This window comes from Oceanobacillus luteolus (assembly GCF_042678205.1).
Taxonomy (GTDB): Bacteria; Bacillota; Bacilli; order Bacillales; family Amphibacillaceae; genus Oceanobacillus; species Oceanobacillus luteolus.
Genome location: NZ_JBHUDE010000148.1, coordinates 17,285 through 30,206, shown reverse-complemented (window position 1 = coordinate 30,206; position 12,922 = coordinate 17,285). Strand labels below are relative to the sequence as shown.

At 38.3% G+C, this 12,922-nt stretch carries 16 protein-coding genes; 1 reads left to right on the top strand and 15 read right to left on the bottom strand.

Annotation, left to right across the window (positions count from 1 at the left end; translation table 11 throughout):
- Positions 1-321 precede the first annotated feature (321 nt).
- From ACFSBH_RS16110 to ACFSBH_RS16100, 3 genes are all read right to left on the bottom strand, one after another.
- A complete protein-coding gene (locus tag ACFSBH_RS16110; RefSeq protein WP_251517551.1) occupies positions 322-705 on the bottom strand; it encodes a SprT-like domain-containing protein in 384 nt (127 codons plus the stop codon).
- 153 nt (positions 706-858) lie between these two features.
- On the bottom strand, positions 859-1,089 hold the full coding sequence (locus tag ACFSBH_RS16105) for a SprT-like domain-containing protein (protein WP_349774382.1): 231 nt from the start codon (positions 1,087-1,089) through the stop codon (positions 859-861).
- Positions 1,090-1,249: 160 nt separating this feature from the next.
- Positions 1,250-1,408 carry a hypothetical protein gene (locus tag ACFSBH_RS16100; protein ID WP_379598575.1) on the bottom strand — a complete coding sequence of 53 codons (159 nt, stop codon included), beginning with the start codon at positions 1,406-1,408 and terminating at the stop codon, positions 1,250-1,252.
- A gap of 133 nt (positions 1,409-1,541) precedes the next feature.
- On the opposite strand from ACFSBH_RS16100, the gene ACFSBH_RS16095 reads away from it, so the two are divergent.
- Positions 1,542-3,035: a catalase gene (locus tag ACFSBH_RS16095; protein WP_251517554.1), complete on the top strand. Its 1,494-nt coding sequence runs from the start codon at positions 1,542-1,544 to the stop codon at positions 3,033-3,035.
- A 45-nt stretch (positions 3,036-3,080) separates the two neighbouring features.
- Here ACFSBH_RS16095 and ACFSBH_RS16090 read toward each other — a convergent pair whose 3' ends face one another.
- The 12 genes from ACFSBH_RS16090 to ACFSBH_RS16035 all read right to left on the bottom strand — a co-directional run bounded on the left by ACFSBH_RS16090 (position 3,081) and on the right by ACFSBH_RS16035 (position 12,842).
- Positions 3,081-5,243, bottom strand: coding sequence for a Tex family protein (locus tag ACFSBH_RS16090; RefSeq protein WP_251517556.1), 2,163 nt, complete (start codon positions 5,241-5,243; stop codon positions 3,081-3,083).
- A gap of 151 nt (positions 5,244-5,394) precedes the next feature.
- Positions 5,395-5,988, bottom strand: coding sequence for a SpoIIE family protein phosphatase (locus ACFSBH_RS16085; protein ID WP_251517557.1), 594 nt, complete (start codon positions 5,986-5,988; stop codon positions 5,395-5,397).
- The gene (sigB, locus tag ACFSBH_RS16080) at positions 5,988-6,779 is read right to left on the bottom strand and encodes an RNA polymerase sigma factor SigB (protein WP_251517559.1); all 792 of its coding nucleotides are present in this window, start codon (positions 6,777-6,779) and stop codon (positions 5,988-5,990) included. The genes ACFSBH_RS16085 and sigB overlap by 1 nt, the downstream gene beginning before the upstream one ends.
- Positions 6,751-7,227 (bottom strand): anti-sigma B factor RsbW, encoded by a 477-nt coding sequence (rsbW, locus tag ACFSBH_RS16075; protein WP_251517561.1) that lies wholly within the window; start codon positions 7,225-7,227, stop codon positions 6,751-6,753. The genes sigB and rsbW overlap by 29 nt, the downstream gene beginning before the upstream one ends.
- Entirely contained in the window at positions 7,227-7,562 is a 336-nt protein-coding gene (locus ACFSBH_RS16070) for an STAS domain-containing protein (RefSeq protein WP_251517564.1), read from the bottom strand. Before ACFSBH_RS16070 ends, rsbW begins: the two co-directional genes overlap by 1 nt.
- A gap of 87 nt (positions 7,563-7,649) precedes the next feature.
- Entirely contained in the window at positions 7,650-8,663 is a 1,014-nt protein-coding gene (locus tag ACFSBH_RS16065; protein WP_251517565.1) for a PP2C family protein-serine/threonine phosphatase, read from the bottom strand.
- A gap of 226 nt (positions 8,664-8,889) precedes the next feature.
- Entirely contained in the window at positions 8,890-9,294 is a 405-nt protein-coding gene (locus ACFSBH_RS16060) for an anti-sigma regulatory factor (protein ID WP_251517569.1), read from the bottom strand.
- 4 nt (positions 9,295-9,298) lie between these two features.
- Positions 9,299-9,655 (bottom strand): STAS domain-containing protein, encoded by a 357-nt coding sequence (locus tag ACFSBH_RS16055; protein ID WP_285853898.1) that lies wholly within the window; start codon positions 9,653-9,655, stop codon positions 9,299-9,301.
- Between the two features lie 5 nt (positions 9,656-9,660).
- Positions 9,661-10,536 carry an RsbT co-antagonist protein RsbRA gene (locus tag ACFSBH_RS16050; RefSeq protein WP_251517567.1) on the bottom strand — a complete coding sequence of 292 codons (876 nt, stop codon included), beginning with the start codon at positions 10,534-10,536 and terminating at the stop codon, positions 9,661-9,663.
- A 350-nt stretch (positions 10,537-10,886) separates the two neighbouring features.
- Positions 10,887-11,246 (bottom strand): type II toxin-antitoxin system PemK/MazF family toxin, encoded by a 360-nt coding sequence (locus ACFSBH_RS16045; protein ID WP_251517568.1) that lies wholly within the window; start codon positions 11,244-11,246, stop codon positions 10,887-10,889.
- A 4-nt stretch (positions 11,247-11,250) separates the two neighbouring features.
- Positions 11,251-11,535, bottom strand: a complete 285-nt coding sequence (locus tag ACFSBH_RS16040; protein WP_251517570.1) for a CopG family ribbon-helix-helix protein — start codon at positions 11,533-11,535, stop codon at positions 11,251-11,253.
- Between the two features lie 293 nt (positions 11,536-11,828).
- Positions 11,829-12,842, bottom strand: coding sequence for a LolA family protein (locus ACFSBH_RS16035; protein ID WP_251517912.1), 1,014 nt, complete (start codon positions 12,840-12,842; stop codon positions 11,829-11,831).
- Positions 12,843-12,922: the final 80 nt, after the last annotated feature.

Here is a 12,922-nt window from a genome sequence, read left to right as displayed (position 1 = left end):
CCCACGGGTGCGACGTTCTACCCCGACTACCGTAATAATAAAACCTTATAAAAAAAGGTCAACCAGTAATTTCTGGCTAACCTTATATTACGAACGGGTGCGTTAGTTGAATAAGAAATCCTTAAAATATTCATTCTTTATTATAAAAACTCTTGCTATATTTAAAAGAGACGAATCCATTTTGAAAAAAGAATGATCAAAATGGATTTGTCTAGTTACAGTATTACACAGGGTTGCGATGTACCTTTAATCGAACTCTAATTTAAACCTATAGCTCTATGTTTCAACCCTTTCTTTAATAGGAATATTAACACGATATTATTACTTATTTAAACTCTTAGAATAATTCTTAAATGCCTTTTGAGCAGTTTTGGTTTTACTGAAAGAAGCACCAACTCTAATACATTCTTCAACAAACTCTTTCGTGTCGTCTCTAAAAGGCTTTCCTGTTGTATGTAATACCCAATGTACCATTTCATGCAAAAGGCTATTTAAAACCTCCTCATTAGAATATCTTTCATTAACAACCTTGCTCATTCTGATAAACTTATCACCTGTTTTCGAATTAAAATGATAACTCGCTAGTTTTCTTCTCCAATCCCTATTAACAAGTTCAATTCGTATATCAAACTCTCGATCCCAATGCTCTTTTGCAAATCGCTGGGCATAATTAACTAAATCCTCTTCTGTGAAATGGCAAGACAATTAAGAACAACCTCCCTCTCTTCATTACAACACAATTAATTTCAGCAAAAAGCACATTAGAAAATGGTTAAAACCAAAAATAAAATTAAAACCAAAATATATTATGTTTAAACCCTTCGATTTTACAGCACTTATCATTAAAACCACAAAAATTCATATCATAGATTGTGTGAGTTCGTGTTTAATAATGCCGTAAAATTCATTCTTGTCCATTTCCATGGCGTACTTAGGGTTAAGCTCAATCAATCTTTTTGCAGGCATATACCTTCCACCAGTAGTTCTCAATCTGGTATTGAATCGAACTTCATCAGTAAACGGCTTATCAAAGTAGGTAATAGAAATTCGATTTACAAGATCTTTCAATTCTTCATGATTCATTAACATTAAATTACTTCCTTCATTATAATTCTAAAAGTATTGTATCATAGTTCGATTTAATAAAATCCCCTTAAATTTAACTCTTTTAATCTACAACTGTTATTTTACTTTCGCTATAGCTATAGGTATAACAGTTCAAGCAAGTTTATTGTAATTACAAACAGTTCTACTTTAAAATAGTAAAAACGAAATGCAAATCTACCATTCTTAACGAATCCACACCTCTTCCATTCTCAATTAATTTATCCAAATGAGAAAATATGAAGGAGTTGAAAAACAGTTCTTTCCAACCGCCTCCAATCGCGACTTTTTTATAAAACTTCATTATAGCGCTTGTTCAGTCTATAAAATCATTCTCCATCAAGTTGTCGAATAAATGTTAAGCAATATTAATAGTAATCTGCTAATGATTGTGTTATTATAATTATTGTATTTAATGAACAGGGAGGAATAAAAGAATGGATAGCAAAAGTAAAAAAATGAAAATGACCACAGCTTTTGGTGCACCAGTACCTAACGATGATGATTCCAAGACAGCTGGTCCTCGTGGCCCATTACTAATGGAAGACTTCTGGTTCTTAGAGAAACTAGCACATTTTGATAGAGAAGTAATTCCTGAGCGTCGTATGCATGCTAAAGGTGCAGGTGCTTACGGAACATTAACAGTAACAAATGACATCACTAAATATACGAAAGCTAAACTATTCTCAGAAGTTGGTAAGAAAACAGATATGTTTATCCGCTTTTCTACAGTAGCAGGTGAGCGTGGTGCAGCAGATGCGGAACGTGATATCCGTGGAACTGCTATGAAGTTCTATACAGAAGAGGGTAACTGGGATTTAGTTGGAAATAACACTCCTGTATTCTTCTTCAGAGATCCTAAACGTTTCCCTGACTTAAACCACGTAGTTAAGAAAGATCCTGTAACTAACTTGCATAACGCACAAGCTAACTGGGATTTCTGGAGCAGCCTTCCAGAAGCACTACATCAAGTAACAATTGTCATGTCTGACCGTGGAATTCCTAAAACATTCAGACATATGCATATGTTCGGAAGCCATACTTACAGTATGTTCAACGCTAATAATGAACGTCATTGGGTTAAATTCCATTTCTATTCACAACAAGGAATTGAAAACTTAACAGAGGATGAAGCTGCAGCAGTTATCGCTCAAGATCGTGATAGCAGTACACGTGACTTACGTGAAGCAATCGAGCGCGGCGATAATCCAAAATGGAAAATGTACATCCAAGTTATGACAGATGAGCAAGCGAAAAATCATAGATATAACCCATTTGACCTAACAAAAGTTTGGTACAAAGACGAATTCCCACTAATTGAAGTAGGGGAAGTTGAGCTTAACCGTAACCCACAAAACTACTTTGAAGAAGTTGAGCAAGCTGCATTCGCTCCAACTAACATCATCCCTGGTATTGGTTTCTCACCAGATAAGATGCTTCAAGGAAGATTGTTCTCTTACGGAGACGCACAACGTTACCGTCTAGGTGTTAACCACTGGCAAATTCCTGTTAACTATCCGAAAAACGTTGAAAACTTCCACCCATACCATCGTGATGGTGCAATGCGCGTAATACCTTACCAAGGTGGACACGTATCTTACAGCCCGAACAGTTATGGTATGTGGGAAGACAGCAAAGAGCATCAGGAGCCAACACTAGAGCTTGGCGGAGATGCAAACTACTGGGATTTCGATGAAGATGATAGCCTATACTACGAACAACCAGGTAAACTATTCCGTCTTCTATCTTCAGAAGAACAAGAAAGACTATTCGAAAACACTGCTAGAAACATGGATGGCGTTTCGAAAGATGTACAGTTAAGACATATCGTCAACTGCTACAAAGCTGATCCAGCTTACGGTGAAGGTGTAGCGAAAGCAATCGGCATCGACCTAAGCGAAGTTGAAGCAGCAGTAAGTAAAGAAGACTAATAAAAAATCTGCAGGAGCATACTTGCCCTGCAGATTTTTTTATATTTATTTAACCATCGAAAGTGCAATTCTGCCTTTTTTCTCATCTACACTTTCCACCCAAACAGTTACAACATCACCGACTGACACAATATCCATCGGGTGTTTGACGAACTTATTGGACATTTTTGAGATATGCACCAGCCCATCCTCTTTAACACCTATATCAACAAATACACCGAAATCGACAACGTTTCTCACCGTGCCCTGCATTTCCATTCCCTGCTTCAAATCTTCGAGCGAGAGCACGTTCTGTTTCAATAATGGTTGAGGGAAATCATCCCGCGGATCTCGTTCTGGACGACTCAACGCTTCGATGATATCAACGAGTGTCGGCTCTCCGATATCCAGTTGTTCAGCAACCTCTTTAATGTTGATTTCAGAAAATTTACCTCGCAACTCTTCCGTTCCGATATCTCCAAAGGAGTATCCTAACAACTTTAAAAGTTCCTCCGTCTTCTTATAGCTCTCCGGGTGAATTGGCGTACGGTCCAACGGGTGTTCACCATCGACGATCCGTAAGAAGCCTATTGCCTGTTCGTAAGTTTTGGCTCCAAGTCGCGGAATCTTTTTCAGCTGAGTCCGATTTGTAAATTTCCCTTCTTCGTTTCTACGCTTCACAATATTATTTGCAACCGTCTTACTTAGACCAGATACATATTGCAGTAAAGAAGTAGATGCCGTGTTTACATTTACTCCGACTTGGTTAACAGCTGTTTCCACAACAAAACTCAAGGATTCTGTTAACGCCTTTTGACTGACATCATGTTGATATTGACCAACGCCAATAGACTTCGGATCAATCTTTACCAACTCTGCTAAAGGATCTTGAACCCGGCGTGCAATTGAAGCTGCACTTCTTTCCTCGACTTGCAGATTTGGAAACTCCTCACGTGCCAACTCTGAAGCAGAGTATACACTTGCGCCAGCTTCATTCACAATAATATACGGTATATCCAAATTGTTATTTTGAATCACATCAGAAACAAATTGTTCCGTTTCTCGTGAAGCCGTTCCATTACCTATTGCAATTAGTTCGACATCGTACTTCTGAATAAAATCAAGAACCTTTTTCTCTGCTCCTTTTAAATCCAATCTCGGTGCAGTCGGATAAATGACAGATACATCATGGACTTTCCCTGTCTCATCGACCAATGCTAGTTTACAGCCTGTTCGAAACGCTGGGTCGATTCCTAGTATCGTCCTACCCTTTAACGGCGGCTGTAAAAGCAGGTTTTTCAGATTAACAGCGAACACCTCAATCGCCTGTTCCTCTGCCTTTTCAGAAAGTGTGTTGCGTATTTCCCTCTCTATCGAAGGCTGAATCAATCGTTTATAGCTATCTTCAACTGCCGCTTGTAGAAACTCCGCTAGAGCACCAGAAGTAGAACGTTTCAATGTTTTCCGATTTAAATATTCCACGATTTTATCTACTGGTGGTTCAACTGAAACTTTTAATACCTCTTCTTTCTCCCCACGATTTAATGCAAGTATTCGATGAGAAACGAGGGATCGAACGTTTTCATTATAATCGTAGTACATTTCATATACCTTTTTTTCATCCAAACTTTCATCCTTCACTTCAGAGAGAAGTTTGCCACGTTTCCACGTTTCATCACGAATATACTCTCGATGTTCCGGAATATCAGAGATCCATTCAGCAATAATATCATTGGCACCTTCTAATACAGATTCTAAAGATGTCAACTCATGCTCTTCTGATAAATATTTTTCTGCTTCTTTATGTAAATCGAAGTTGCCTTGTTCCCAAATTAAAACAGCCAGTGGCTCTAAACCTTTTTCCTTTGCTTTTGTTGCTCGCGTTCTCCTTTTTTGTTTATACGGGCGATAAAGGTCTTCAACGCGCTGAAGCTGAGTCGCTTCTTTGATTTCCTTTTCCAACTCATCGGTGAGCTTGCCCTGCTCTCCGATAATTCTCAGGACCTCTTCTTTTCTCTGTTTTAATTGTAGGGCATAATTCCATTTATCCTGGATTAATTTAATATCAACTTCGTCAAGTCCACCAGTAATCTCTTTACGATAGCGCGCTATAAATGGTACTGTATTACCTTCCTCGAATAAGCTGATTACTTTCTCGATTGTGGAAGCATTTATTTTTGTTTCAGCCGCTACTAATTGGAATAATTCGTCTGTATGTGTAATGGTCATCACTACTCCTCCTTATTTCATTATCTTACCAAATTCCTTGTTCCTTGCCTAATTGGAATAGGGACACGGAATCAAAACAACTGTCATTACATATGACAGTCACTCTAAATCCGTGCCCCTATGATAAGATAGATTATTTGATTTTATTAGTTCAACCTTCGTAACGCATTGCGATAAGAGTCGTATCATCTTTTTTATTTTTATCTGATGTCATTTCATAAGCTTTGGTGATCCGTTTTACATCATTATCAATAAAAAAGCTTTTGGATAATTCCTTATCCTGAACTCCATCGGAAAACATGATAAAAGTTGTGTTCTTTTGGAGCTTATAGTTCTGTACTTTTATGTGACGTTTATATCCAGCTAGATATCCATTATTTGGTATATTACGCTTCTTGATATTCCCATCGGTTACCGTCATAATTCCAATATTACCAATAGAAGAGAAGGAATAGGACTCAGAATTGAAATCAATCTTCAATATTCCAAGTACTACTCCTCGTTTACCAAATAAGATTTCATTACTTTTCAATACGAGCTCTTCCACGCCGACATGATTGTTTTCCTGAATAATATCAATTACAGCTTGAGAAGATTCCATCGCATATTCGCCACTTCCGAGACCATCTGCTATTGCACAGATGAAGTGATCCTCGGTTTCATTATAGAAATAACTATCCCCGCAGAAAGTATTTCCTTCTTTCGGCTGTTGGAAGACAGAGACCTGCACTTTGGGTTGCGTCATTAATCCAACACCTCAGATTGCTCGGCCTGTATGGCTTCACGCAGCTTCAACAAAGCTTTTCTCAACAATCTCGAAACATGCATTTGTGAAATACCTAATAACTCTCCTGTTTCCTTTTGACTCTTATTCTCAAAATACGTATATTGTAAAATCAACTGCTCTCTTTCGGATAGAATCGGCAGAACTTTTTCAAGGATCATACGTTGATCAATCGTATCATAGCCAGCGTCGTTATTTCCGACAAGGTCTAAAATAGCTACCGTACTACCCTCTGAATCTGCCTCTACTTTACGATCAACAGAAAGAGCTTTATAACTTTTGCCCATTTCCATCGTTTCCAGCACTTCTTCTGATGTCACATCAAGATAATCGGCAATTTCCTCTACAGTAGGTGACTTTTGATTGATTCTAGTCAGTTCATCCACAGCTTTTTTGATTTTCGGTCCAAGTTCTTTGATTCGCCTCGGCACGTGGACACTCCAAGTTTTATCACGAAGGTATCTCTTGATTTCCCCGATAATGGTTGGAATAGCAAAAGACTCGAATGATTTACCGTATGTTTCATCATACCTCTTCACCGCTGCTAGTAAACCAATCATCCCTACTTGGGATAGGTCTTCATATATCATACTATTACGGGCATATTTTCTCGCAATGGATCCTACCAAGTCCTTATAACGCAAGACTATTTTTTCTTGCACAGCTTCATCAGTGGGATTTTCTTGTAAATATTTAATCCATTGGTATACCTCATCTCTTCCTTTATGATGTGGTTGAGATTTGGTCGCCATCGAGATCCACCCCTGTTTCATTAATAAATTTGGTCATAATTATAATAATCCCACTATTATCATGAATCTCTACTTCATCCATCAATGCATCAATCAGGAATAATCCAAACCCTCCTTCTTGAATATCTTCAAGGGGTTTTGATTTCTCATAAGGTCCGACTCGTCTACGAACTTCATCCACATTAAAGCTCACGCCACTGTCAGCAACCATCACTTCTAAACGGTCATCATATACACCAAACCCAATGGTGATTTCACCTTTATCTTCTTCATCATAAGCATGGGTAACTGCATTAGTGATTGCCTCTGAAACAGCGACTTTTAAATCCTCTATATCTTCAAAAGAAAATCCTATCCGATTAGCGATTCCTGATAAACTTAACCGAACAACTCCGATGTAATCTGCTTTAGAAGGGATCGTCATCTCAATAAAATCAAATTTTTCCATTATTCATTTACACCTCTAATCGCAGCCTTGTTGACATCCATTATTTCGTTTAAACCAGTAATTTGGAATAAACGATATACACGGTCTTGAACATTGACCAACTTTAGTTCTCCATCATTTTCCTTCGCTGTCTTTAAAGCACTAACGAACACGCCAAGACCTGTACTATCCATATATGTAACCTCTTCTAAGTCGACGATTACATCTTTACCCTCACTGTTCATCGTTGTACTAAAAGTCTCTTTCAGCTTCGTAACGGTATATGCATCAATCTCACCTGATAATGAAATAATGGTTTGCTCATTTTTCTCAGTATGTTTAATCTGTAAATCCACAGTTATCCCCCCGTTTTCATATTTATTATCATTATTAGTTCTGTAATAATTGTATACACATACGTTTATACCCGGTTTAATATTCTTCTAAACTGTTTTTCTTAAAATTAATAAGCTAAAGTCATCCTGGAGTTTAAAATCTTGCAGTCTCTCGAAATGTTTATACACCTGTTCAACCATTTCCTGAGAAGATAGATGAGAGTATTGTTTAATCACTTCCAACACTTCATGAATCTCGATAAATCGTTCTCCATCCCTGCACTCTGTTACCCCATCTGTTAATAGAATGACCATATCATCTTTGTTAATCAACAATTCTTTTTCTTCATACTCTGCGTCTTCCGAAACTCCTAAGACCAATCCTCGTGTCGTAATTTCCGTAAATCGATCTTCAACCGCATTATAATAATAGCCTGGTTCATGACCAGCAGAAGAAAAGGCTAACCTTCCACTATTAGGAAAATATTGGGCATACATCATCGTAATGAACATATTTGATTCCACATTGCGCTCAACGACACGATTCAAGTTATTAAGAATCACTGGCGGACGCATCGTCTCCTCCGGGAAACTGTCCAATGAATACTTGATCATCGACATACACAGGGCAGCTGGTATGCCTTTACCAATGACATCTGCCATCGCAATCCCAATCGATCCATCTGTATTTAATAAAAAATTATAGTAGTCTCCGTTCATCTGATTGGCCGGAACACTGATCACTCCAATATCGACCCCTGGAACCTCGGGTTTATTCGTACGTAAAAGTTTCTGCTGCATTTCAGCTGCAATCGAGATTTCAGATTTTAATGCGATTTGTTGTTCGCGAAGAACCTGGATTTCCTGATGAGCCAATCCATATGAAATCATGGCCTCTAGTAGGAAGTCCATGGAATGTTCGTAAGACACAACCAAGTCAGGATATATTTCCTTTAATGCTTTTATATGTAAGTTAATAATCTCTTCAGGTAATATGTTATGTTTAATAAACGCTTTACTGACCAGCTCTACTTCATATAAAGCTTTTTCATCCTGCGTTTCAATATATTCAGCCAACAGTTTCTTATACTCTTCTGCTCTTTCCTTGAAAAAATTCTCCATCATACTCTCCTCGTTCCTTCTTTACATTAACACCATCATAAAATTAACGATGGAGTGTGCTGTGTAAGCAACACTCCAAGAAGTTAAGTGATAGTTTCCTAAGGAGCAGCTCTCTGCTCCAAATTCATTCATTAATTATCTCGAACAGGGTGGATAGATGACTTATTCCACAAGGATTTCTATCAGCCTACTTCCTTTTCAAGATACGAAGCTTCCACTATAGAATTCAACGTAACCATTTTATTGTTCTGATTCTTGTGCCTCTTTCTACCTCAGTATGGATTTCGAATTCATCCATTAATCTCTTGACACCTGGGAGTCCAGCACCTAATCCCCCAGAAGTAGTATATCCATCCTTCATCACTTGACTGATATCCGAAATTCCTGGGCCTTCATCTTCCGCAATCAAACACAGCCCTGCTTTATGTTCTGGCACCTGTATAATTTCATAACGAATTTCTCCATGATTAGCATATAAATAGATATTTCGTGCGAGTTCTGAAATCGCGGTTGCTATTCTAGCTTGGTCAACCGTACCAAACCCAATCTCTTTGGCCAATTCTCTACCAAGCTGACGGGCACCTACAATATCCCACTCCTTTTGGATTTTAACACAGGACTGAGGATTCATCATATTATACCCCCAATTCCTGGTGGAGTTTGATCAGACCCTGCTCGAGATCTAATGCGGTTGGCACATCTTGCATATTGATACCAAGATCAATTAACGTAATCGCAACTGCAGGTTGAATACCAGTTAAAACTACCTTAGCCCCCATTAAGCCCGACATTGTCACAACATCACCAAGTACTTTCGCAATAAACGAATCAATGATTTCCACGGAAGTTAAATCAATAACTACACCTGTTGATTCCGTTTTGTAGATTTCATCTAACAAATCTTCCTGAAACTGAATCGCTGTCTGATCATCCAATTCTGTTTGAATGGAGATCAACAAGTAGTTATTTAATTTCAGAATAGGTATGCGCAAGGTCTTCACTCTCCTCTCGCTGAACTTAGAATATGACGCAACTTTTCTTCCTTTGCTTGTCCTTCAAGCGGAACAACTTTACGATTCGTAATTTCCAGAGCAGAAGTAAAGCCTTTCTTCAATGAGCTCTTCGTAGAGAAATCACTTAAATCAATACCAAGGTTTACAATCGTCTGGGCAATCTCTGGTCGGATTCCGACTAAAATACACTTCGCACCAATCAGATGCACCGCTTCCGCTGCTTGGATGATATGGTGTGCAACCATCGTATCCACTACTGGCACACCTGTAATATCTATTAATACTACCTCTGAATTATGATTGATTGTACCTTGCAATAAGTTTTCCATGATAAGTTTCGCACGCTCCGTATCAATCGTACCGATGAGTGGCATAATCGTGATTCCATCCATTACTGGAATTAGCGGAGCAGACAACTCTTGCAAAGCAACGCGTTGAAGCGAAACAATATTCTCCCAGTTACCTGTATATTCATTCACCAACTGGCGTATAATCGGCTCTATCCAATCATCGACACTTTGAAAAGCGACTTTGATAGCTTCCGTATCCATATCTTCTGTATTTGTCAGTATATAATCTACTGTAACACGTCTAAAAATCTGTAATCCGTCTGTTATGTAACTTAGCGGCCAACCAAGATTAATAATTTTCTCCGAGAATCTTTCTACTTCTTCGGATGACCCCTGATTTTGAATGCTTTTGAATATTACATTGACAAATTCACGATTCGTATTTTCATAGAGCTCATCTCCGATATTTGTCGTGTAATTTTCATCTTTTAATTCGCTGACATTATCCATCCACATTTGGACGATCTGGTCGCTGTGTTCTAATACGATACGCTTAATTTTTTTATCCATTACGTATACCCCCATATCCAAATATTAATCATTGAGACTAATCATAACACGCTTATTCCCGTTCTGAATCAATTTCAAACATTATAATCCTATAAATTAACCGGTTATTTTTCCCAATTTAGATTCATTTAGGAAAACAGGATGAACACCTATCTTTCCTGATACCCTCCCACACTTTTTTCTATATTGTAACATGTAAACTAGCCCAATCTATATTAATAATTATTAATCTCAGCTATTGGTGCGCTCTCAGTTTTTCTTATATCAGGAAAATAGACAAGTGAACCCACGCTGCCAGTTTTTAACAGATAAACAAAAAAACTCTTCGAACGAAAGTTGAAGAGTTTCCATCAGTGATCATATATATCTTTTAGCCCTAGGCTAACTTCAATTGCACGATTAATTTTTTCCATCATTTCTTTATCTAGTTTAGTTATACGATCTGTTAGTCGCTGCTTATCCAGAGTCCGGATTTGCTCCAATAAGATAACAGAGTTTCGGTCAAAACCGTATTTTTTGGCGTCAATTTCTACATGAGTCGGCAGCTTAGCCTTTTGGATTTGTGCAGTGATTGCTGCTACAATAACCGTTGGACTAAAACGGTTTCCGATATCATTCTGAATGATTAATACCGGACGTACTCCTCCCTGTTCGGATCCAACTACAGGAGATAAGTCAGCGAAGTATACTTCGCCTCTTTGAACGTTCAAATTATTACACCCCGATCACTGTACGCTCTAGGGTGTTTTCAGCCTCCTCTTCAGCCTGAAAAGCTTCTGAAGCTATATTAAGATTAATGTGGCCCATTTCCTCATAGCCACGTCGCATCGCTTCCATAAATTGCTGGATATGATCCTTCTTCTTCTGCTCTAGATAAGTCTTCGTTGCCTGGTAAATGAACTCACTCAAATCGCTGTTATCATTTTTCACTAATCCATCCACCTCATTAAGAAGATTTTTAGGTAATTTCACCATCACTTCCTGTAAGCCCTCTGACAAAATGATGCACCTCCGCCAACTGATGAACATATAATATAACTTCATATATAAATTCCTCTTAATATTAACATTGAATAGACCCATTTGCAAAGGGTTCTTAAGAGTTTTTCAATAAAAAAAAGGAAAATTTGTCGTATTGTTGGAGTTTTAATTGATAAACATCAGGGTATTCCCTTATTTTAAGAGGTTTGAGGGTGCATCCGTATATTCCGTACAAAAATATTCCCTTAAGATAAGTCACAGTTTGTTTTACTGTATCCATCTTAAGGGGCTTTGTCAAGAGATACTGAGAGTCATTTTATTTCTTGGCCACGGACAGATTGTGCTACTTCAATCAATTCTTCTTGCGTCAGTGTATCACTTGCCAATGTATAGTCAATTCCATTGTGGTTCCAGTAGATGGTTTGATCGGACATCGCTCCAATCGTAAATCCGAGATTCACGATTTCTCCTTGCACTGTTTCAGGTGCAGATAAAGCAGGAACATCTGAGCGTTTTTCCTGGACGAGTGTAAAACTCTTTTCTCCGTCATAAGTTAAGATGATTCGTTTCCCATCTTCCAGCTCAACCTCTTTACTGTCAACCGCTTCTGCTCCAGCTGTATATAGAGGATGGACTACAGAAAAGGAGTCGTTTTCATTCATGCTGTTGAACGTTGGTTCTTCAGCAATTGTTTCCATATTCTTTTCCATCGCAAAGTCATCCGCTTCAAAGCTGACCCCTGTATCGAATGCACTGAAATTCACTTCTACTAAAGCTTGGCCATCGGGATTCAACACTTGTACGGCAGCTGGGTAGTAAGTTTTCTTATCAAAGAATATTTGTTGATAAGGCAAGTTACTGTTATTTTGATAATTTGTTCGTGTCTTAAATACATAGTGCGTTTCTGTCGCTTCAAAAGTAGCTTCTTCATCCTGTATGACGTCTTTTACAAGCGATTGGAATAAATAAGGCTGACTACTATTATCTGGCCACTCAGATTGGAACCGGAAACTTTTCTCTAACGCAGGTGTCAGGACAAATACCCCATCTTCATTTTTTAAAATGATTTGGCTCCCTCGCTCATCCCCAGCGTGACCAAGCTTCACCCGGTAGAAATTATCCTTCTGGTGCCAAACATCAATGGAAAACTTTTGCTCCTCCTGTCCAGTTTTCATTGTCATTTCCGCCTCTGCCTTATATCCATCCATCTCCTCTAACACTTCTGTCAGCTCCTCCACCACGTCCTCTTGAGACTTTTCCCCACATGCTGCCATGAACATCAAACCAAAGACGATGAATATTACACCAAGATAGCGATTCTTCATACACATATCTCCCTTGTCTCAATTAACAAAGGGAACATTATCACGTTTATAAGGAAAACATACGGTACACTTTACACACC